At 47.1% G+C, this 20240-nt stretch carries 20 protein-coding genes and 1 pseudogene; 4 read left to right on the top strand and 17 right to left on the bottom strand.

Annotated elements, in window-relative coordinates:
* Nucleotides 1–3: 3 nt before the first annotated feature.
* The 3 genes from MA03_RS02150 to MA03_RS02160 all read right to left on the bottom strand — a co-directional run bounded on the left by MA03_RS02150 (nt 4) and on the right by MA03_RS02160 (nt 4240).
* Nucleotides 4–1641: an ABC transporter permease gene (locus tag MA03_RS02150; protein ID WP_052883699.1), complete on the bottom strand. Its 1638-nt coding sequence runs from the start codon at nt 1639–1641 to the stop codon at nt 4–6.
* Nucleotides 1642–1650: 9 nt separating this feature from the next.
* A complete protein-coding gene (locus MA03_RS02155; protein WP_052884866.1) occupies nt 1651–2733 on the bottom strand; it encodes an ABC transporter ATP-binding protein in 1083 nt (360 codons plus the stop codon).
* 91 nt (nt 2734–2824) lie between these two features.
* Complete coding sequence (locus tag MA03_RS02160) at nt 2825–4240, bottom strand: extracellular solute-binding protein (RefSeq protein WP_052883700.1); 1416 nt, start codon at nt 4238–4240, stop codon at nt 2825–2827.
* A 394-nt stretch (nt 4241–4634) separates the two neighbouring features.
* Between MA03_RS02160 and MA03_RS02165 the strand changes: the two genes are divergently transcribed.
* Both MA03_RS02165 and MA03_RS02170 read left to right on the top strand, forming a co-directional pair.
* On the top strand, nt 4635–5282 hold the full coding sequence (locus MA03_RS02165) for a potassium channel family protein (RefSeq protein ID WP_052883701.1): 648 nt from the start codon (nt 4635–4637) through the stop codon (nt 5280–5282).
* Between the two features lie 38 nt (nt 5283–5320).
* Nucleotides 5321–6079: a mechanosensitive ion channel family protein gene (locus tag MA03_RS02170; RefSeq protein ID WP_052883702.1), complete on the top strand. Its 759-nt coding sequence runs from the start codon at nt 5321–5323 to the stop codon at nt 6077–6079.
* An 8-nt stretch (nt 6080–6087) separates the two neighbouring features.
* Here the strand turns inward: MA03_RS02170 and MA03_RS02175 are convergent, their stop codons facing one another.
* The 5 genes from MA03_RS02175 to MA03_RS02195 all read right to left on the bottom strand — a co-directional run bounded on the left by MA03_RS02175 (nt 6088) and on the right by MA03_RS02195 (nt 9790).
* The gene (locus MA03_RS02175; protein ID WP_052883703.1) at nt 6088–7431 is read right to left on the bottom strand and encodes an APC family permease; all 1344 of its coding nucleotides are present in this window, start codon (nt 7429–7431) and stop codon (nt 6088–6090) included.
* Between the two features lie 78 nt (nt 7432–7509).
* Entirely contained in the window at nt 7510–7914 is a 405-nt protein-coding gene (locus tag MA03_RS02180; protein WP_052883704.1) for a DUF1641 domain-containing protein, read from the bottom strand.
* Between the two features lie 2 nt (nt 7915–7916).
* Nucleotides 7917–9098: an NAD(P)/FAD-dependent oxidoreductase gene (locus MA03_RS02185; RefSeq protein WP_052883705.1), complete on the bottom strand. Its 1182-nt coding sequence runs from the start codon at nt 9096–9098 to the stop codon at nt 7917–7919.
* A gap of 41 nt (nt 9099–9139) precedes the next feature.
* Nucleotides 9140–9373, bottom strand: a complete 234-nt coding sequence (locus MA03_RS02190; RefSeq protein ID WP_052883706.1) for a sulfurtransferase TusA family protein — start codon at nt 9371–9373, stop codon at nt 9140–9142.
* Nucleotides 9374–9382: 9 nt separating this feature from the next.
* The gene (locus MA03_RS02195) at nt 9383–9790 is read right to left on the bottom strand and encodes a DsrE family protein (RefSeq protein ID WP_052883707.1); all 408 of its coding nucleotides are present in this window, start codon (nt 9788–9790) and stop codon (nt 9383–9385) included.
* Nucleotides 9791–9909: 119 nt separating this feature from the next.
* Between MA03_RS02195 and MA03_RS02200 the strand changes: the two genes are divergently transcribed.
* On the top strand, nt 9910–10737 hold the full coding sequence (locus MA03_RS02200; protein WP_052883708.1) for a putative CRISPR-associated protein: 828 nt from the start codon (nt 9910–9912) through the stop codon (nt 10735–10737).
* Between the two features lie 85 nt (nt 10738–10822).
* Here MA03_RS02200 and MA03_RS02205 read toward each other — a convergent pair whose 3' ends face one another.
* The gene (locus MA03_RS02205; protein ID WP_052883709.1) at nt 10823–11854 is read right to left on the bottom strand and encodes a zinc-dependent alcohol dehydrogenase; all 1032 of its coding nucleotides are present in this window, start codon (nt 11852–11854) and stop codon (nt 10823–10825) included.
* Nucleotides 11855–11857: 3 nt separating this feature from the next.
* Entirely contained in the window at nt 11858–12571 is a 714-nt protein-coding gene (locus tag MA03_RS02210; protein ID WP_052883710.1) for a class I fructose-bisphosphate aldolase, read from the bottom strand.
* 57 nt (nt 12572–12628) lie between these two features.
* On the opposite strand from MA03_RS02210, the gene MA03_RS02215 reads away from it, so the two are divergent.
* A complete protein-coding gene (locus tag MA03_RS02215; protein ID WP_191118666.1) occupies nt 12629–14101 on the top strand; it encodes a xylulokinase in 1473 nt (490 codons plus the stop codon).
* A gap of 40 nt (nt 14102–14141) precedes the next feature.
* Here MA03_RS02215 and cas6 read toward each other — a convergent pair whose 3' ends face one another.
* The 7 genes and pseudogenes from cas6 to MA03_RS02250 form a co-directional block, all read right to left on the bottom strand.
* Nucleotides 14142–14993: a CRISPR system precrRNA processing endoribonuclease RAMP protein Cas6 gene (gene cas6 / locus MA03_RS02220; protein ID WP_052883712.1), complete on the bottom strand. Its 852-nt coding sequence runs from the start codon at nt 14991–14993 to the stop codon at nt 14142–14144.
* 1 nt (nt 14994) lies between these two features.
* The gene (locus MA03_RS08895; RefSeq protein WP_219731645.1) at nt 14995–15204 is read right to left on the bottom strand and encodes a hypothetical protein; all 210 of its coding nucleotides are present in this window, start codon (nt 15202–15204) and stop codon (nt 14995–14997) included.
* A 64-nt stretch (nt 15205–15268) separates the two neighbouring features.
* The gene (locus MA03_RS02225; protein WP_052883713.1) at nt 15269–17107 is read right to left on the bottom strand and encodes a prolyl oligopeptidase family serine peptidase; all 1839 of its coding nucleotides are present in this window, start codon (nt 17105–17107) and stop codon (nt 15269–15271) included.
* 126 nt (nt 17108–17233) lie between these two features.
* Nucleotides 17234–18563, bottom strand: a pseudogene (locus MA03_RS02230) (RNA-guided endonuclease InsQ/TnpB family protein).
* A 481-nt stretch (nt 18564–19044) separates the two neighbouring features.
* Nucleotides 19045–19494, bottom strand: a complete 450-nt coding sequence (locus MA03_RS02240; RefSeq protein WP_052883715.1) for a hypothetical protein — start codon at nt 19492–19494, stop codon at nt 19045–19047.
* 1 nt (nt 19495) lies between these two features.
* Complete coding sequence (locus MA03_RS02245) at nt 19496–19927, bottom strand: hypothetical protein (protein ID WP_191118667.1); 432 nt, start codon at nt 19925–19927, stop codon at nt 19496–19498.
* Nucleotides 19890–20168, bottom strand: a complete 279-nt coding sequence (locus tag MA03_RS02250; RefSeq protein WP_191118668.1) for a hypothetical protein — start codon at nt 20166–20168, stop codon at nt 19890–19892. Before MA03_RS02250 ends, MA03_RS02245 begins: the two co-directional genes overlap by 38 nt.
* Nucleotides 20169–20240: the final 72 nt, after the last annotated feature.

Raw genomic sequence — 20240 nt, forward strand, 5'->3', positions numbered from 1 at the left:
TGCTTATTTTCGAGACGCTAATCTCATGGCTAGGACAGCTAGCAATGCTGAGGCAAGGAAAAGGATTACAGCGTATGCGGCCGCGATGTTCAACTCGCCTGCCGTTATGGCGACGAACATCTGGATTGTTATGGTCTCCCAGCCAGGCCTGTAAAGGAATAGCGAGGCTGTTAGCTCGTTCACTATCTCGATAAATGAGAAGATTGTTCCGGCGAGAATGCCGTAAATAGCGTTGGGAACCACTATCTTTAAGAATGCCCGCGACGGGGTCTCGCCGAGTACGTATGCTGCCTCTTCTAACGTTTTCCTAATTTGTAGGTAAGAAGCGTACGAGTAACGAAGTGTGTAGCTTATTCTCCTGGTAGCCAGCATGAGAGGCATTATGATCCACACAGAACCCAGCAATCCCGCTAAGGGTATGTCTTTCTTGAAGGCGAACAGATAGCTAGTTCCTATTACTATACCTGGAACTATGAACATCATTGAGAGTGATGCATCGATAAAATCGTTTAAAGGATGTCTCGTGCGGACAACAAGATAGGCTCCAAACATTCCTGTTAGAAAGCAGATCAAAGTACCAGTGATTGCATAGAGAGCCGTGTTGATAAATGGTGTGCTTCTGGACAATATTGTTTGGAAGTTTTCAAGAGAGTATACTGTAGGAAAAGGAGTGAAGCTCCAGACCTTTGAAAAGCTGATGATGAACACGTATGCATGGGGGAGCAAAGCGAGCGTGATCATAAGATAGATGTACATTGCCCGAAGCTTAGCCGCTACTCCCCTAAGCGGTATCTCCTCGACAGGGCGTGGAAGGCGAAGACTTGCATATTCCTTCGTTGTGAGATAGCGCTTAGTAACGAAGAAAAGGGCTAAGACGATCATCAACATAAAGAAAACCATATAGGCTCCAGTCCGGACTCTAGACTCGTCTATTGCTTGCTGTATGTTGACGAATGCTTGTGGCGCTAGAAGTTGGTACTGGCCTAAGACTATAGGCGTGGCGTAGTCTGTGAAGGAGAATGAGGCTACCATAAACAACCCTGTTATCAGCCCAGGCATAAGTCCTGGAAGTGTAACTGTAATAAAACGCCGTAGAGGGGCAGCTCCCAGGGACTCTGCAGCTTCCTCAAGCGTTCTATCTAGTTTAAGCAGACTGTTATAGACATTAATGGCGATCCAAGGGAAGAGAGTGAGCACCTGTACGAGTATGACTCCGTGAAGGCCATATATGAAGTTGATTGGGCGATCTATAATTTTAGCCTCGAGGAGAAGCAGATTTAAAGTTCCAAATCGTCCCAGCAGGAATATTATAGATAATGCTCCAACGAATGGTGGCACCATTGTAGGCATGAATGTTAAGGGTAATATTACGCTTTTACCAGGTATTCGATACCTGTGAAGGAAATATGCGTAGGGAACCCCAACAATAGTTGTAAATATGGTTGTGATTATGGTTACATAAATTGAGTTGTTAAGTGAGATTCGAAAGAGGTCGCTTGAAAGAAAGGAGAAAATTTCATTTATACTTCTAGGGGACATAACAAAAACAGTGAAGTACACTAGAGGATAAAGGATGAAAAATATGACGTAAGCTATCAGTATCCCTCTCACTATGTCAGTGAAGCTATACTTTCCAATCATCTCCAATCTTCACCCGGTGAGAATCCTGATGTTAGAAGCGGGTATTCTGACGAATACTCTGTCTTGTGGTGAAAACTTCTCGCGGAAGAGTGGATTATGAAGCTCTACTCTTATCCTTTTTTCACCAACAGCGACGTCTGCTCGTAAGATATTTCCTAGAAACTGCACAGCATCGATCATGCCCTCGACTATCGTAGACTCGTTATCTTCACGAGGCTTTACCTTTGATACCTCTACCATCTCAGGCCTAAATATAAGGTAGACCTCGTTGCTACTTTTTACATCTTGGTCGCTAGATACGAGAACTCGGCCGATCTCGCTATCAACTTCTATTAGGTGTCTACTCTCATCCATCCCATTAATTCTTCCCTTAATTATATTCACTTGCCCTACAAAGTCTGCGACAAATAGAGTCTTTGGATGATAGTAAATTTCGAAAGGTGTACCAATTTGTTCTACTCTTCCATGGTTCATAACCACTATTCTATCCGAGAGTACAAGCGCTTCCTCTTGGTCATGTGTCACGTAAATTGATGTAATGTTAAGCTTCTTTTGGAGTTTTCTTATCTCGGTTCTGACGTTTATGCGTATCTTGGCATCTAAATTACTTAGAGGCTCGTCTAAGAGCATTACGCTTGGATTAATAACAATGGCTCTCGCAAGAGCTACACGTTGTTGCTGACCACCACTGAGCTGATGGGGGTATCTGTCTAATAATTCCTCTATACCTAGAAGCCTGGCAACGCCTCTTACGCGTTCCTTTATCTCTCTTTGTTCTACTTTTCTAAGCCTAAGACCATATGCTATGTTGTCGTAAACTGTCAGGTGAGGCCAAAGTGCATAATCCTGAAAGACAAGACCCACGTTACGTTCCCAAGGGTTTTTATCAGTTACATCCTCGGAGTCAAAGTACACTTTTCCTTTAGTGGGTTTATAGAGGCCACTTATTACCCTGAGAAGTGTGGTTTTCCCACATCCGCTAGGCCCTAATAGGGTAACCATCTCTCCTTCTCTCACCTCAAGGTCTACTCCCTGTAGGGCCTTAACGTTTCCAAAAAGCATCCATACGTCTTCAACGCGAACAGAGACCATATTATCTCCCTTTAATCCATCACGCTTATCATAGAGAACCATTTAAAGATGATGCCCAAAAACATTAAACATTATCTTTTTTATTACACTATCATTGCTTTTGTGACTTCTTTTTCCTCTGCGAGTACACATAGTATGCTGCTCCAACGATTACAATGGCAATCACTATGTATAAGGCTATGTCTGTGGCTGAGGGACCCTTAGGAGCCGCAGCGGCTATATTGACAGCCTCCAACGCGATGCTTTTTGCCTGTGCATAATTCCCCTTGTTAAAGAGCTGTATGGCCTCCTGGAGTTTCGCCTCGGCCTGGGGCACACCGGCCACCTTCGTCTTAGCGTCAAGGATAGTAGCCCAGGCATCCTTCAGCTCGTTGTGTTTAGCTACTATTGTGTCATCAAACTCTTTGGCTACCTGGTTGTAGATGCTCTCAGCAAAGGTGAAGTTGTAGAACTGTACATTCTTGAAGGATTGTAGGTAATCATATATCGTATCTTTCCCGCCAAGAAACTCTTTCAAAATAGCAGCGGGTGAACCAGGTGGACCGTCAATTTTAACATCTGGGAGCACTGGAATTCCGCCAGCGCTAAGAGCTGCCTGCTGTGCATCAGGAGTATACCACCAGTCTAGAAACGCTTTAGCGATGTTGGGGTGAGGAGCTCCTTTTAGAAGTGAAACTCCCGATACTATGAAGCCTGTGGGATCCATATACATTCCAACAGGGTAACCCTGGGCCTTAGCAAAAATTGCGCCTTGGCTGTATGTAAAGCCCACCGCGTATTCTCCTTTCTGGACAAGCTCTACGACATCAGCGCTCCTCTGAACAAATGTGCCAACATTTGCAGCTAGTTGCCGCCAGAACGCCCATCCTTTGTCCAAGCCTTCACGTTGCATTATAACTGCAACGTTGATGAAGGTCGATGAAGATCTTGAAGGAGTACACATCACTATTAAATCCTTCCACTTTGGATCGAGAAGTTCCTCCCAGGTCTTAGGAGGCTGGAGTCCAAACTTATTCAATACTTCTAGGTTATACATTGGCCCATGTCCCCACCATAGCTTAGGATGCCACATTTCGTCTGGATCTTTCAATGGAAAACCCATGAATACGGAGGGGAGGCGGTCATAATAAGGCGAGTTTGGCTTGTACCTCTCAAGTAGACCTTGTGCCTTGACTTTCCAGTGATAGATGAGGTCACCACCAAAGAATATATCTGCGTCTGGCTTTCCGCCCCAGGCTATAATTCTGTTCATGGCTTCTGGAGAACCGACCTGTATGAGTTGAACCTTTACATCTACTCCTAACTTTTCCTTCGCGTATTTCTGAAACGCTGGAATTATAGCATTAAGAAGATTCTTGTTCGAAGGCGTTATGAGGACAAGAGTATTCTCGTATTGTTGTCCATAGAGGTTTAGCTGACTGTTCTTTAGTTGAGCTGCCAATCCCGTGGATGATAGGAATAGTAATGCTATAGGAAGTAGTGCCAAGAGTTTCTTTTTTCCTGCCATACATTAAGTAGTTGGTTTAGGGTATTTATATTCTTTACTGGAAAATTTAAAACTTTTATAGCCTATCTATTATTTCGTTTTATTAACCATACATCATGAGAAGAAGTTACTGTGACTGTGTTTGTGATTTTTATAAAAATTGTACATGCCTTGTTACAGGGGGAACTCATATCCCTGGTTTTAAAGATTTAGTAAGTTCCTCTAAGTTCAAACACGAGCATAAGAACCTTAGTCAGTTAATGTTCTTAGAAATCAACACAGACCAGAATTAGAGCGACTTGTATTATAAGGCTTCCGTCATTATTTACAAGGCTAATTTAAAAGTAAAAAACCGCTTGTTGTATTGGGCCATGGAAAGTTTTTAAGCTGTTTCTTCTCATAGCTCTGGGTTGTTATGTATATAGTCGTGGTGGGAGGTGGAAAAATTGGCCAAGCCATAGCAGACTTTTTCGCACGTAGGGGGGACAGGGTCGTAATAATAGATAGGAAGAAAGAAGTCTGCGACTTCCTAGCAAAAAATTATGATGCAGTAGTCTACTGTGGAGATGCAAGGTCAACAAGTCTTTTGAGAGACGCACAGGTGGAGGAAGCGGATGTCCTTTATGCTGTAACAGACAGTGATAGCGTTAATATACAGGTTGCCACGACAGCGAAAAAGAAGCTCGGCGTACCAAGGGTCGTCGTCAGGATTAATCAGAGTGAGAACTGTGAACGTGTTGGCGGGGAGGTGGCTGACACCGTCGTCTGTCTGGGTGTTAACTCACTAAGTGCCTTCATTGAAGCCGTGGTTAACCCGGAGTACAAGTATCTCCTAAGGGATCGGGACAAAGTCATCGCATTGATTCGCGTTGTACCAGACTCACCGCTTGTCGGAAGGAGTATAAAAAGTATAGAGGATATGGGAGTTCTCGTCGGAGTAGTGGTGAGAGAGGGCATTCCAAGCCGTCCAACGGAAGATCTAGTACTGGAAGCCGACGACGAGATTGTTGTTGTTGGTAGGGAGGAAAGAGTGAATGAACTTATACGTGTCCTTTACGAGTAAGGCATCCGCTTTAAATATAAAAAAGAAAAGAGGTCATTTTGGAGGGGATTGGCTTGCTCCAGATGCTTGAGCTGCGGCTAGAGCTTCTTTTATCGGTGCTTGGAAGTTTATTGGCTACGCTTGTCATAGGCTTTCTCTTTTCGAGGATAATTAGGAGATCTCTTAGGAGGTATAACCCTTTGCTCGCGGAAGCCACCGCAAGGTATGGCTCCTGGGCGATCTACATGGTGGGCATACTATTCTCATTAGAACTGTTAAACCTTAAACTCGAGACAATACTAGTCTTTGTGGTACTGATAGGTGTACTTGTCGTCATCGGGCTCAGAGACATCCTCCCAAACTACTTTGCAAAACAGATCATTGACATGTATAAGCCCTTCAATGTCGGGGACTGGGTAAAGATTGAGGAGATTGTTGGCAAGGTCGTCGAAATAAACGATCTGTATACTCAGGTCGTTACGAGATCGCATGCACGCGTTTACATCCCAAATAATTTGCTGGTCAAGCATACCATCAGCAACCTTTCAAAGGCGGGTGGTATAGATGTTACTGCGAGAATATCCGTTCCTCTCTCGCGAAGTCTTGACGATATTATAAGTACTATTGAGAAAGCGATAAGCGAAGAGGCTCGTGAAGAAGGAACCGGCGACTCTGAGATTCAAGTAGTCTCATTGAACGCTAAAACGGTAGAACTTGAAGTTAAAGTGAGGATACTAAACCCCCAGAGGGTTGAAGACGTGCGCTCAAGGGTACTGAGAAAGATCTACAGGGCTCTTGAGACAGAGCTTAAAGGCTAACACTAGTTTTAGCGTTTTCTCGCAACGTAAAGGAAATATGCAAGAAGCCCAACGGCCAGCCATGAGAATCCCACTAGCCTTCCCTCTTCATGTGTGCCCACCACCATCAGCCACATTACTAGGTTTGCTATGAAACCGCCGATAGCTCCTAGAGGTATGAGGTAGCTCTTCCTTTTTATTGAGACCGTAATATTTCCGGGGGTCATGAAGGGCCTGTAACGATACGGATCCTTGATGCGGAGCATCACTACAGAAAGGTTTACAATCATGTACGAGAGTAATGCCCCGAAGTTGTATAGATCTGCTGCTAGACCGAGATGCCCTATATAGGCGAGCATTAGCTGGAAGAACGCGAATAGTATTATAGCTTTGTAGGGTGTATTAAACCTCTTGTGTAGGGCGGTGAGCCACTCGGGAAGCATACCCTGCTCGCTCATGGCGTAAACCATCCTCGAAACGCCTACTACACCCGTGTTTGTTGCGACATAACACACTGTCATGCCTATCATGGAGATCCAGAGCGCAAATATCCCTCCGTAAGGAAGTTGCTGTGCAACTACGGCAGCGGGATCCTTCTCAGATTCTCCTAGGATTTGCCAGCCTACCACGCCTATGGCTAGTGTTGAGAAGAGGACAGCGAAGAGTATCACTATTATGCTGACAAGTTTGACGGCTTTGGGTATAGTCGAGCCTGCTTTACGAGTCTCTCCAGCCGTTTGCGATACGACTTCTATCCCAAGGTAGGACGCCATTGCGAGGGTGGAGCCGTATAAGAAGTTTTCCCATGTGGGGTTAGTGCCTATCGCTATCTGGTCGAAGAAGGGCTGAAACCTGGTGGTATAGCCTATTAACATGATTACTGAAAGCCCTACAACATCCATCACTACGAGTATAGAGCTCACGGCTGCAGACTCTCTAATCCCTACGATGTTGAGAACAACTAGAGAGCCTACGAGGAGGGCTGCTGTTAGGCCGAAATAAGGATCTGTTTTAAGTAGAGGTATTAGGTGTCCAAGATAACCTGTAGCTGACAACGCGAAGATCGAGCCCGTGACTATGTAGTCTAGGAGCAGGCTCCAGCCGGCAAGAAATGCTATGAATTTCCCGAATGCCTTTTCAGCGAATATCATCCCTCCCCCCGCCTCGGGGAAAGACGAGCTCAGTTCCGCATAACTTAACGCTGTCAGGAGGTAAGAGATGCTGGCGACAGCATATGCGATAGGCGTAGCTGGTCCTGCATGGGCAGCTACCAATCCAAGCGTCATGTAGATTCCTGCGCCGACGTCGGCGTAGCCGAAGCTAAACACTCCAAGTAGTCCAAGCTTCCTTTTGAGTCGCTGCTCTTTCGCCATATTACGGTTTGGATGTTCAAGGGTAGCTTAAATTGGTTATTCTTTTATCTGCAAAAAATCAAAAAAGGTTAGAAAAAATTACTTTTTATGGGATCTGCCTAGCGCTCTGAGAACCTCTAAAGCTACACCAAGGCCTTTCTGAACCTCTGGATCCGATAGGGCTTTCAACAGGCCTGGGATACCGACAGGCTTTGCCTCCTTCTCCATTGCCTCTAAAACAGTGCCCAGCGTCGCGAAGCTCTTTGTCAAAGTCTCAGGTTTTACCTGGCCCATAGCGTCTAATATCTCGTCTAGGTGGTCAAGGATCTGGAGCGTTGACGGCCTCAGTAGTATCTCTGAGAGACGGCCTATAACATCAGGATCAACGATATCGCTTGCGGTGTCTAGTATTCCGGATTCATTTAGTTTTACAAGAAGGTCCAGGAATTTCTCAAGAGCTTCTCTTCTCGTTGGGGTTAAAATATCCTCGATTCCTCCCGACACGCCTACCACCCCCTACCACTTCTTAACATCTCATCAGTTGCGTCGAAGTAGGCCTTGAAGATGGGGCTCCAGAGCTCAGGGTATCTAATAGCACTCCAGTAAGTCGCGACAAAGAGATCCTCCATAAGCCTCTTAAATTTAGAGAAGCGAACAGGCATCGGAGGATGATCATAGTCGCTTATCACGAATAAGCCCTTCCCATCAGCTATGACGGGGCAGTTCGTCCTCCCGCTGTACCGGGCGTCAAATCCCTGGAGCCTAGCAGCCACGACTTCGGCTTGGAGGTGGGCGGTAACACCGCTCTTTGATGTTGGAGCGTTAGTACAGTCGCCTATAGCAAAGGCATCGTCGAATCCCTGTATATTGCTTGTGTGTTTATCGATCACTATAAAACCACCTTGATCCTTCGCGCTTTCCGGTGTGATCTTATACGTAGCACCCTTATGCGGAGGGACAACTGTAGCAACGTCAAATGCGAGTTCTTCGCCCTCAAGGCTTAGGATCCTCTTCTTTTCAAGGTCAATCTCGTTTGCTGTGAAAAACGTGTGCAGCTCGATATTCCTAGCCTTGAACTCGGGCTCTATAACGTCTGCTATTACCTTCGATGGATAGGCGTGTGGGACGGGGACAGCTAGCACGACTTTAACCTTTTCCCTCAACCCCCTCCTAGCGAAGAAGTCCCATGAGAGGAACGCCCCCTTGTGAGGTCCAGGTGGGCACTTGTAGATCGGATCTGCAATAGCTATGACGAATCTCCCAGCACTCATAGAGCGAAGACTATGATACAATTTTTCGGCGTTTTCGGGAGAAGAGTAAAAGTCTCCAAATTTTTCCAGCAACTCTCGGTGGCCGGGAATCGCGTCATAATCAAGCTCAGCCCCACTTGCTAGGACTATATAGTCATACTCGAGATGTTTTCCGCCAGCGGTTTTCACGTAGCGCTCCGAGAGGTTAACCTCCACAACGTTATCATTAAGGAAACTTACTTGAGGTTTAAGGAGTTCACGTATCGGCCTTAGGAACTTCTCCTTCTTAACACCCTTGAAGGCAATCCACAGGTTGCCCGGCTGGAAATGGTGGTAAGGGCTCCTATCTATGACCGTCACTGAGAACTCGTCATGCGGTAATAGGTTAGCTAGAATGGCTCCACCTCCACCCCCACCAACAATTACAACTTTTTTCATTTAATCGCCTTTTCAATCCTAATATAAGATAAAATGAAAAATCATTTTTTAGCTACAACCTTTATACGCGCGACTATAACTTCGCCCTCCTTCTTCAACTCTAGCAACTCGTTCTTAGTCCTTTCAATCCAGGCTTTGACGTCGGGCTCGAAGCCGGGGTCGGTGGCCATAACTACAATGATATCCCCGTTCTGCGCGTTACGGTAAGCCCGTGTGAGAGCGGATATGGGGCCGGGGCAGGCCATTCCTCTTGCATCTACGGTGATTTCAGGCATTTGGGTCGCCTAGATGAATATGACCTCGTATTCGGCGGTTTCTTTCATGAAGAAGGTTGCGCCTACAATGTCGTCAACTATTGGGTCTAGATGATCCTTCTTAAGGCCTAGGGCTTCTGCTATGAGGCTGCACACATAAACTTTGACGTCACCCACCTCCTTGGCCTCTTTAAGCATGTCATACCAGCTTGGAGCCTTTATCTTCTCTAGTCCCTTAATTAGGTGGGGGACCATGTCTTCAAACTCTTTGGGGAAGCGGGGTTGAGGCTTGTTTTTAGTGAAGTAAGGTGTCGCGAAGCCTGTGACGAAGATCCTTACGGGGACTCCAAGGTTGGCGGCGGTCTGAGTGAGAACACCAAGAGGTATAAACTTGTCGGCTGTACCCGAGAACATTATAATTGCCAAACCTTTTGTCATGGTTTTATCAAATTTATTCTTATCAAAAGTGGTATATAAATCAATATGTATATTGTAATATACAATACACTTCAAGAATTAGATATATACTCTTATATTCATCAAAATCATAAAACTAGATGATGCAAGGCTCGGCAGCAACGGGACACATAGTAGCAGTGGGGACAAGTCTCATCAGGAACCTCGCCCAGAAAGGAAAAGAATTAGGGATTCCAGATAATATTCTCAGAGAGTTCTCCGAATGGACAAGAGCCGCACCCCGTAGCCCTACAGATGCTATTGCTGGAGGGAGGGCAGCCGTGGGTACAGAGGAGTTTGAAACGGCCTTAAGGGCCCTTGGAGGGCAGCCCTTCGAGCTGAGCGCAGAGCTAAACGCGATGAGACCTTATCTTGAAAGAGGAATAGTCAGAGCCCTTACGCTCTTAGCATCAGACACAGGTGTCTCAGAGTTCCAGGCTAGAGTCCTCGCGAGCTACCTTGAGGCGGAGGGTGTTGAGGTTGAAGTTCAAAGGGTTCAAGACCTGGGTATTGACTTCCAAAAGGGGCTCTTCAATCTCCTTGACAGCATAGTAAAGAAATTTGTCGAGTACAGGGAGAAGGGACTCGTAGTCTACATTAACCTTACGGGAGGCTTTAAGCTGGAGTCCGCTATTCTATACCTTGCTGCTTGTCTCACACTAGGACAAGGTAAGGCCTACTACATACATGAGACAATGAGGGATACCGTAGAGGTTCCGATAATCCCTGTTATGCCGGATCCACAGCTTTTACGGCTTTTAGATTTATTATCAAGGGGCGGTGGGAGCTTAGATACCCTACAGTCTCAACTAACGAGAGATTCCATAAGGAAACTTCTAGAATCTGGGGTTCTTGTTCAAACAGGCGGCGAGCTAAAAGTCAGAGATTGGATAAAGCTCCTGATCAACAAGGAATATCAAAGAAAATAATTTTATTCATAGCTTAAAGATTTTTATTTCTTCTCCCTTTTAATCTACTGCTTTATACTACTTTCTCAGTGAAGAAAACAGCTAACTATTCTGATACTCTGACTTGAATTTTCATCTGTCTTCCACTAATGGCTTCTTCGAAAGCATCGGCTATGCTTTCCAAGGGGTATACGGCAGTGACAAGCTCCTGTACCTGAACGGTTTTCTCCTTCAGCATCCTGAGGGCCACATCCATATCCTTAAGCTGGTAGTCTGATACCCCTACTACAATTTTCTCCGCATAGTGTATGTTGTTTAGATCAGTCTGTGGCTCACTCCTCGGATGGATGCTACCAAAAAGAGCTATGATGGATCCATTGCGAGAGTTTTCTAGTGCAAAAGCCATGGTCTCCCGGCTTAAGGCTGTTATGGTAACCTTGTCGGCTCCGAGTCCATTGCTAAGCGAATAGACGACCTGCTTTGCCTCTACGGGCGTATATGCATTAATCCCTAGTCTTCTAGCAAATTCGATACGTTCCTCCTTGACCTCTGAGATTATTGGAATCGCTCCTAGTGCACGTACCACTAACGCTGAAAGGACGCCCATAGGTCCTCCGCCTACAACGAGAACAACCTCGGAGGGCTCGATTTTGAGTTTCCTGACGCTATTCAACACAACGGCTAAAGGCTCAGCATAGGCTGCAACATCTAAAGGGAGTTTCTCAGGTATCTTATGAACCCATTTAGCGGGAACTTTCATGAACTCCGCGTATCCTCTACCAACGGCGAGCTTCCGGGGGCATAAATTATGCCTGCCGTCTCTACAGAAAAAACAGTCGAGACATGACACATAACTGTCCGGGACCACTAATTCTCCAGGAGTAACTCCATTTACGTCTTCTCCCACCTCTTCAACTACTCCACTAACCTCGTGGCCAGTCAGACCATAGGAAGAAGAGCCGTATTCTAAACGACCATCCCACAATTCAGGTTTACTCAAGCCCAAGTAATACCGGATATCTGTTGGACACACGCCGACAGTGTGGACCTTGATGAGGATTTCTCCCTTACCGATTTTTAAATCACTGATCTCCTTGACTTCAACACTTCTCGGAGCTTTTAAAATTGCAGCCCTCATCCTTTAGACCTCTTCAACTAGTTTCCTTATCCTAGAAGCAGCTTCACGGGGATTAGGCGATTGAAATATGTTTCGTCCAATAGCGACTCCCTGTGCTCCTGCTCTCAAAGCTTTCTCGATTACCTTGTAGATGTCTATCGAGCCCTTCTCACCACCCGCTATTATGACTGGTACAGGGACAGCCTCCACAATTGTTTCGAATGGCTCAGCATAAGCTGTTTTCACTATGTCGCCACCGTACTCAGCCGCCACGCGTGCGATGCGGGCTATCTGGTGGGCATCATAGATTACCTTACCCTGAGGATCTACTGGTATTACTTCATTAATATATATCAGTCCAAAATCATAGGCTGCTCTAGCCACAGCCCTCATCTTCTCAGAAGTCAAGGGGTCGAGCGGGGCTTTTCCAAAGTAAGCTGTCTTAACACCAACAACGTCCAGTTTTGCGGCGAATTCAACAGCCTTAGGATCAAAGGGAATGTTAAGAATTACCTCTGTCTTGCCTATCAACAGTTTAAAATAGGAGAGGTATACTCCCTCGTTGAGTATCAGCGCGTTGGGTTTCTCGTTGAGTATCTCGTTGAAGAGTCTGGGCATGTCTTGTAGACCTTCATAGATCGCATCCTCTCCCCCGTGATCGAGTGCTACTATGAATAACCTCTTAGAATTTTTTGTGAGTCTGCTCCAACGACTATATTTTCCCGGGGTATCCAACATGTTTTGTCCCTTTTTCAAAACATATGAAATTTATATTTTTTGTGTAGAATTACAAATGTGTCAAATTATCTGTTAGGTATAGATTTGGGTACCACGGGTTGCAAAGCGTTGCTCATAGACGAGAATGGGAGCAAGTTTGCCACCGCAACCGCACCAATATCCACCATTGCTTTTAGGAACATAAGAGAGCAGAACACCTCCGAGTGGCGGAAGGCAGTTACTGAATCGACTAGAAAAGTTACAAAGAACCTCAAAGGTAAACTTGAAGGGATAATCTCAATAGGAGTGACAGGACATTTTCCGAGCTTTGTCCCCCTCCTCAACGGGAAGGAAGCGGGTAACGCCATACTATACTCTGATCTCCGTGTTAAACCTGAAAGGATACTTAGACCAGCCGATTTGAAAACAATTGAAGATTTGACAGGTCTGCCTAGAGAGATATTCCCCAGTCTAACCTCCTTCAAACTCTCTTATCTTAGACGAAAAGGCGTAAAGTTCAATTCTTTCCTACCAGCCAAAGACTACATCAGATACCTTCTGACAAGCGAGTTTTCCACCGATTGGCTTGAAGCATGGTGGACCGGTCTTTTCTCTAATGGGAAATGGTCTCATGAGATCCTGGAGATGTTAGGGCTAGAGGATGTCGAATTGCCCTTAATAAGAAATCCGGGTGAGGTTGCAGGAGAGCTAACAAGGGAGGCTTCAAGGATGCTTGGTCTAAAGGAAAAAACCCCCGTTGCTACAGGGACAATCGACGGTATGGCGGCCTTCATAGGAGGAGGACCATTAGAACCTGGTGATGCTGTGATTTCCTCCGGCTCAACGGATATCATAGCCATGATGACGTTGCAGAAACCTAAAACCCGTAATCCCTCCTTTTACTCGTGGCCTTACTTTGAAGGGTCTACCTTCGTGCTATATTCTTCTACAGCCTCCTCAGGCTTATCAGTACAGTTCTATCTCCGACTATTTAACACTCTCGGGCTAGATATTGAAGGCTTAACTAGGAGGGCTGCTAAGAGGCCCCCAGGATCCTTAAATCTCCTTTTTCTGCCTTACCTGCAAGGAGAGTATGCGCCATTCTTTAGTCCCAGTGTTAGGGGGGCACTTTTCGGACTGGATTTGACGCACGACACAGTTACCATCTTCAGGGCTTTCCTTGAGGGTATAAGTTTCTCCGATAGACACGTCTTGGAAGAGATGCAGTATCTAGGCCAACCCTTAAAGCGTATACGGATAGGCGGAGGAGGTTCGGCAAACGCTCTATGGAATGAGATTAGAGCTAGCGTGCTAGGTGTAAACGTTGAGGTTCTCAAGGTCAAGGCACTCTCTGCTCTTGGAGCGGCAATCCTGGCTGGCCAATCGATAGGGTTATTCAGGTCGCTTAAAGAGTCAGCTCTAAGACTGATAAGAACTGAGTACGTCGTGAAGCCCAGGCCTGACTGGACTAGAAGGTATGACAAGCTCTACAGGGATTACTTGAGACTATCTTCCCTGACTAGAAGTTTTTACAGGTCAAGCCGGGTATGACTATACTACTCCACAGGACTTCTATACCTATGGGCTCAGCTTACTGCGAAGTATTGGTGGTATTTTTCGGGGTCAACGGCTTAACGCTTATAACGCCATAGCCCGCGCTCCTGTTGCCTCCAACGTTAACGATTTCCCCCAGTTTTAACAGCCCGGTAACAAGCCTTCTATCCTGCACAGAGGCACCTGGTTTGAACGTTATCCTTACCCAACCAGTAAAACCATTCGGAGCCGGTTTTGAAGCCACCATTTTAGGCGTCTTTATGCTTATTCCGCTAATGTAAACCTTTTCAGCTAGCTCCTGAGGCCTTGGCAGGTCAAGTCCCGTAAGTGCGTGAGCTGAGGCTATCAGGCTAGAAAACAGATGCTGAGGATCGGGATAGAGAACCTTGTATCTTTGATCCCCGCTAAGCGGGTTGAAATAGGTTGGTGTTATGAATCGTACATCAAGAGAGCTTATCTCCGCTTCACTCCCTCCCGCCAAGATGTCTCTCGGATTTACAACTCTTAGTGAGACGCCCTCCACTCTAAACTCAATCCCTTTTACGATGAGACCAGGAGCAGCTGGAAGAACCTCTGAGATAAAACTCCTCGAAATTGTATCGTCGAGAAAAGACACTTCCAGTACAGCTAGGGCTCCAGGCTCAAACAGCACTCCACTTTCAGCGCTTGCCTGTTCGCGGCTCTTGACCAGCCTAAACCCAGACCTAAACGTTATTGGTTTTAGCGAATAGGGGGATCGTTTTGCATCATGGAGCCTCCGTGCAAGCTTTTCGCTAGCCTGCGCGACTATAGAGAGAAAAGCCCCCCTGCTCTCACTACCGTTAAACCAGGGGAGCGATCCACCGTTTATCGCGATGAGCTCGATTTGAGCGACGGTGACATACGGCATATCAAGACACCATCATACGGGCTTGCACCTTTAGAGGCCTCATAGCTTCAAGCCCGATGGTTCTGGGGCTTCCAGGGAGATTGCTCACATGTAACGGCTCGAATGTTTGGCCAGTGTAAAATATCAGATTATTCCAGGCAAGGCTGAGAGGGGGCATATGAAATTTTTCCAGGGCTGTCCCATGGACTAATGAGTCAAGTTTTCTTCCCAATACGATGTCACCCGTTGTCCACCATTATCTTAAGTTGTATCCTAGACACTCTCCGCATTAAATGTTATCTTCCCTCGAGGTATTTCTCAAGGAAAGCTGCTAAGTATGATTGTTCTAGAGCCCTGACGGCAGACTTTGCCCCCATGTGTCCACTAGTTGTTTCAACCCTCAAGTAGACGGGATGCCCGGATCCGCGAGCCTTCTCTGCGAATTTCAAAGCATGGGCTGGGTGAACCCTGTCATCATTCAAGCCCGTAAAGATTAGCGTTGGAGGCATCCTCTTTTCGCTTGGAATGTTGTGATACGGGCTGTACCTAAACAGAATCTCACGCATCTTGGGGTCTTCAGGATCGCCGTACTCTGGGATCCAGTATCGCCCGACGTATAGTAGATGATACCGCAGCATATCCAGCACCGGATAGCCTATAAGCGCAGCATCCAAATATTCGGGCCATCTGGTCGCGAGCGCGGCTACTGTGAGACCCCCGTTGCTGGATCCCATAGCTGCTACCCTAAAACCTAACGCTTTAAAGAATCTTGCAAAGCTCGCAACGTCCTTAAAGGTGTTTTCCTTGTTCTCAAGCATGCCTGCCCGATGCCAAGCTTCTCCCTCCTCTCTCCCCCCACGTGCATTAACTATCACGATAGCATAATCTCTCTCGAGAAGGTAATGGAAGAATGGATTATAGGATGGAGTTAAGCTTATCCCAAAACCCCCATAAGCGTATATGAGGACAGCCCTGGGTGGAGATGTGCGCGAAATGTAGAAGGCGTGAACCTTTACGCCGTCGCTGCTCCTTAGCCACAAGTCCTTGACTTCTAGATCGGGGATTGCCATGCTCGCATCCCAGGTTAAAGCCTCACCATCCCTAACCGTGAATAAAAGATGTCTATGAGAGGGGGTAGAGGCTAACAGGAGGAATTCTCCATTGTGCTCATCCTGTATAGATATCGAAGCATACCTTACAGGCATGCTGGGGCTGGACCAGGACTTCACGCGTAGGTCGTACAAGTTGACGTTATGGACGGCGTCCGTCATTGTTACCACTAGCAACTTGTCACCAGATACTAGAGCACTCTCAAGGATACCCCTAATACCCAACTCTTCTCCCTGGACAACTAGCTCATCCCCCGTATCCTTAGCCCTCACATAGACAGGCCCCTCAAACCAGCCCGCAAGCCGAATAGGGTGGTCGGCCTCCTCAACCAGACTCGAGCTCCAAGAGCCATACTCGATAACATAAAGCCTTGCACTGCGCCAGCCACGCTGCACAGTCACGGCTAAACGTGAAAAGTCCCCTGAAGCAAAGACCCTTCCCATGAGCTCGCCTGCACCAACTATTCCACTCCCCCACACGACCTCCTCTCTTCCATCCTGTAGCATTACAAGCCTCTCAGTGGGAATGTCTCCCCCATCAGGCGGCTTCTCAGTGCGGTAATTCCTAACATAGATGAGCGAGTCCCCCACCTTGTGGAAAGAGTCCACTATCCCATCCAGCATATAGACAATTTCCCTATCATTAACGTCCACGATGTAAGTCTTGCTATAATCCCTGCCCTCGAGCGAGGCGGAGACAGCTACCAGTCTCTCAGAACCATGTACCTTTGAAATCCACGTGAAAACCTCTTTATCCGGGGAAGACAGGAGTTTTTCGCGTGTTCCATCCCTGTGTAGCAAGTAGACTTCCTCTGTCGAACCCCTGTATAGAACCGCTATGCCCTCGCGTATAAGCACGGCTCCCGCTACGCGCGGCTCGTCGTGAAGCTCGCGTATACGGGAGTAGTGCTTGTCTATAATGTTGGCTAAGAGCTCATTGACCTCGTTATTGAAACGGTTGATTATACTCCTCGTGCGTGGAGATTCTAAGTTCTCCAGCTCTATGAGTGGATCTTCGGCGCTCATATATTATTCATTACGATAAAACCAGTTTAAACTTTCCGAAAAAATCTTCAAATGGATTCCTATTAACACGTCATGTTATATTTTAAAAAACTCGAGACAATAGATGAAAGTAAAAACAGATGGGCCTCAGCCCTGACCTCCTCCCCCGCCCTGAAGGGCGAGGGTCCTCAGGACGGATCATGGGTTTGTGGTTTACCGCCTTCATTTTCACCGCTTCATTGCTAGTGGGTGCACAACGCACCCACCCCGCTCCACTCGTCCAGCGGTAGACCACGGGCTGGGTCTTCAGCCCATTACCCCTATCCCTCACGGGGAGTTCCCCCCTGCTCCCAGATCCTAGGGACTCGGGGATATGTAGGGAGATATGTAGGATATTAATAGCACCGTTTAGGTCTGCGTTTATGACCTTCCCCGTGCGGGGACACCTGAACAAACCACGTTTAACACGCCCACCCTCGTGGGCTTCCCCGCACAAGGAACAGAGTTTGGAAGTGTTTGCCTCGCTCACTTTGACGACCTTGATACCTAGTTCCTCCCCTATTTCCTCGAAACGTTTTATGACGTAGTTGTAGTTCCAGAAGTTCGCGGTGAGTTTATTGCCGTGGTTCCTTGCGATCTCCTTTGGGTAGCCAACGACTACTTCCCTCACGCCCTTTCCTTGTAGCTCCTCCATCACCTTTCTCACCATACTGTTCAGAGCGTGTTTCAAGAACCTCCTCCTCTTGTCGTAAAGCAGTTTCAGCTTCCTACTCCCCTTTTGCTTATGTCTAGCTAGAACCTTCTGGACTACGCTTATCCTCTTGCTGTAATACTCATATAGAGAAAGCACGCTACCGCCCTTGAAGATGTACCACGTGCTGTCCTCGACGTAAACCGTGGCCAGGTTTACGATCCCTAAATCTACTGAAGCCCTCAGGTCGCCCTTATTTTCAGCTACATTTTTGACTTCGACTGGGATATATGCATACCAACTCCTCCTGGTTTTGTCGTAGATTATCTCCAGCCTCCCTTGTTTCCCATGCCACTTGAGTTTCCCCTTAAACTCTAGCGAGAGCTTGAAGTCCTTCAGGTAGATGGTTCTATCCTCCTCGTCCACCTCGTAGCGGTCGTTCCTCACGATGACGGCCAGCCTGTACTCGCCGTTTTCGTCCTTCCAATATCCTGGAGGTCTCGGTTTGAACCACTTTGGTAATTTCCCCTCCCTCTTCTCTCTAACTAACTCAAAGAAGCTCCTCCAAGCCTCAGCGTTTTTCCTAGCAACTTGTTGTGCATTAACCTTTAATATGTGCTTGTATCTCTCGTAGACCTCTTTTTCCGTCTTTGTAAAGTCTATCTTCCTCCTCTCCTTGAACTGCTGCATTCGCAGTCAGTTCACTGTGTTCCAGCACTTGGCCGTATGAACCGCTAGTTCAACGAGCCTCTCATGGACGTTCTTATCTACAACGAGTTTAACTATGTTGGTTCTCCTCGTCCTCTTTCTCCTTGAAGCCCTGGACTTCGCCCCACCCCCACCCCCCTGGAGGGGCGGGGCCACCGCAATTCCGCTCTCTTTCTTCCTGCTCATCCCTTACTCACCCCTCTCGGGGGCCCGGGTTCCTCGGCGTGGAGCCGCCAACCGTGGCCAGCGTCCACGCGTCACAGCGTAGCCCGGGCTCCTGTTGCCCGGGGCCCCAGTGAAGGGGCGCAGGCCTGTAGGCCCGGGCCCCTGAGGGGTGGGGTTGTTACCCGGGAACCCTGCCCCAGACCCCTCCCCTCCCCCCTGTATCACTGCCCCGTCATGCCTGGACGCCCCCTGCGTCTCGGCGCCCACGCGGCCCACCCGGGAGCCGCCCCCAGTGACAACCCCCCTCTTTACCCCCCACTCCCACCCATTCCAAACTCCGCGTGGGCTTAGCCGTCTTACACTTATTACTTTTCCAACACTGGTTCAACACGATTCACCTGCGGGAGGGGTGTATTTTCTTTTCCCATTCGAGAGAAGACAAGTGGTAGTTTATAGAGTCCACGAGGGTCAGCGGGATCACGTAGAAAAACGCCACTATTGAGATAAAGGTGGAAAAATCAACCTCGATATTTAATCCTTGAAGCGTTAAACGAGTCACCGAGCCTCCCATCGCTAATTGGAGTATGTAAACGTTCAAAACCCTGCCAAGAAGCCTTATTAGGATACTTAGGGGTTGATCATGTAGAGCGGCTGAAAACCCCCCGATAAATGCGGCAAGAACTATGAGTAGCAGAAGTAAGGGTAAGTTTTGCTCAATTCTTCCTCCCATGAAGGGTATAAAGGGTGAGAATATGAGGGCTAACCCGGCCCAGAGAAGTGCTGAGAATGCTCCCACTAATGCTCCAGCGACGCCCAGCAAGAACCTCAAAAACCTACCACTCATACTAGAACCCCACGCCTCCCGTAAAATTGTATGAGATTTTAAACCTGTATATACCGGCTAGGGAGCCTGAAAAAGTGAACTCGATACGGGATGTAGTGCTGTCCAACTCCAGCACTGCACGTATACTGTCACCGGGATTAAGGATCTTCCCCTCCCTGGTAACAGGCACACATGTGAGACAATAGGGCTTAATGCTTAAGCTGTATTCATGGATGGGGATAGGGCCAGTGTAGGTAAATGTTATTTCAATCTGAGTCTTTCCTGATGGCTTTACTCCCAGGACAGTATAGCTAAATAATACTATTCGTCCCCCTCCCCTGAGATGGTTTAATAGTAATACCAGTGGGGATAGAGTGTATACTATGGCGAAAAAAGAAATGACCAGTGCTAAGAGTTTAAGCCACATACTCGCTTCGTCCCGTTGAGAGGCCATGTTTTAAGAGCTGGACGCCCGCGGCAAGGGCAACAGAGAGAAAGGCTATTTTTCCGAGCAGGTAGAGTCCTTCAGTGGCAAGCGTTCCTATCCCTTGAGTTAAGTCGGTAAGAGGGGGTACTCGCTGGTAAGTAAGAGCGGAGTATAATGCAACCAGGAAAACTATGATAACCATTAATAATCCGGTAAGGAAGCTAATCAAAGGCATGTTTTGCTTTAGAGAAGAAGCATGCGACGCCATATACTTCTTTTTATTAAACAATCTTAATAAATTTTGCTAGAGGCAAGTAAGTTTTTTTGTTTTGTGTCCAAA

Source organism: Thermofilum uzonense (genome assembly GCF_000993805.1).
GTDB lineage: Archaea > Thermoproteota > Thermoprotei > Thermofilales > Thermofilaceae > Thermofilum > Thermofilum uzonense.

Excerpts from the sequence above, each read along its gene's own strand:
- MA03_RS02225 (WP_052883713.1), bottom strand. The coding sequence starts at position 17,107 with ATGAGCGCCGAAGATCCACTCATAGAGCTGGAGAACTTAGAATCTCCA.
- MA03_RS02245 (WP_191118667.1), bottom strand. The coding sequence starts at position 19,927 with ATGGCCTCTCAACGGGACGAAGCGAGTATGTGGCTTAAACTCTTAGCA.
- MA03_RS02150 (WP_052883699.1), bottom strand. The coding sequence starts at position 1,641 with ATGATTGGAAAGTATAGCTTCACTGACATAGTGAGAGGGATACTGATA.
- MA03_RS02200 (WP_052883708.1), top strand. The coding sequence starts at position 9,910 with ATGATGCAAGGCTCGGCAGCAACGGGACACATAGTAGCAGTGGGGACA.
- cas6 (WP_052883712.1), bottom strand. The coding sequence starts at position 14,993 with ATGCCGTATGTCACCGTCGCTCAAATCGAGCTCATCGCGATAAACGGT.
- MA03_RS02175 (WP_052883703.1), bottom strand. The coding sequence starts at position 7,431 with ATGGCGAAAGAGCAGCGACTCAAAAGGAAGCTTGGACTACTTGGAGTG.
- MA03_RS02160 (WP_052883700.1), bottom strand. The coding sequence starts at position 4,240 with ATGGCAGGAAAAAAGAAACTCTTGGCACTACTTCCTATAGCATTACTA.
- MA03_RS02155 (WP_052884866.1), bottom strand. The coding sequence starts at position 2,733 with ATGGTCTCTGTTCGCGTTGAAGACGTATGGATGCTTTTTGGAAACGTT.
- MA03_RS02205 (WP_052883709.1), bottom strand. The coding sequence starts at position 11,854 with ATGAGGGCTGCAATTTTAAAAGCTCCGAGAAGTGTTGAAGTCAAGGAG.
- MA03_RS02165 (WP_052883701.1), top strand. The coding sequence starts at position 4,635 with ATGTATATAGTCGTGGTGGGAGGTGGAAAAATTGGCCAAGCCATAGCA.
- MA03_RS02240 (WP_052883715.1), bottom strand. The coding sequence starts at position 19,494 with ATGAGTGGTAGGTTTTTGAGGTTCTTGCTGGGCGTCGCTGGAGCATTA.
- MA03_RS02185 (WP_052883705.1), bottom strand. The coding sequence starts at position 9,098 with ATGAAAAAAGTTGTAATTGTTGGTGGGGGTGGAGGTGGAGCCATTCTA.
- MA03_RS02190 (WP_052883706.1), bottom strand. The coding sequence starts at position 9,373 with ATGCCTGAAATCACCGTAGATGCAAGAGGAATGGCCTGCCCCGGCCCC.
- MA03_RS02210 (WP_052883710.1), bottom strand. The coding sequence starts at position 12,571 with ATGTTGGATACCCCGGGAAAATATAGTCGTTGGAGCAGACTCACAAAA.
- MA03_RS02195 (WP_052883707.1), bottom strand. The coding sequence starts at position 9,790 with ATGACAAAAGGTTTGGCAATTATAATGTTCTCGGGTACAGCCGACAAG.
- MA03_RS02250 (WP_191118668.1), bottom strand. The coding sequence starts at position 20,168 with ATGGCGTCGCATGCTTCTTCTCTAAAGCAAAACATGCCTTTGATTAGC.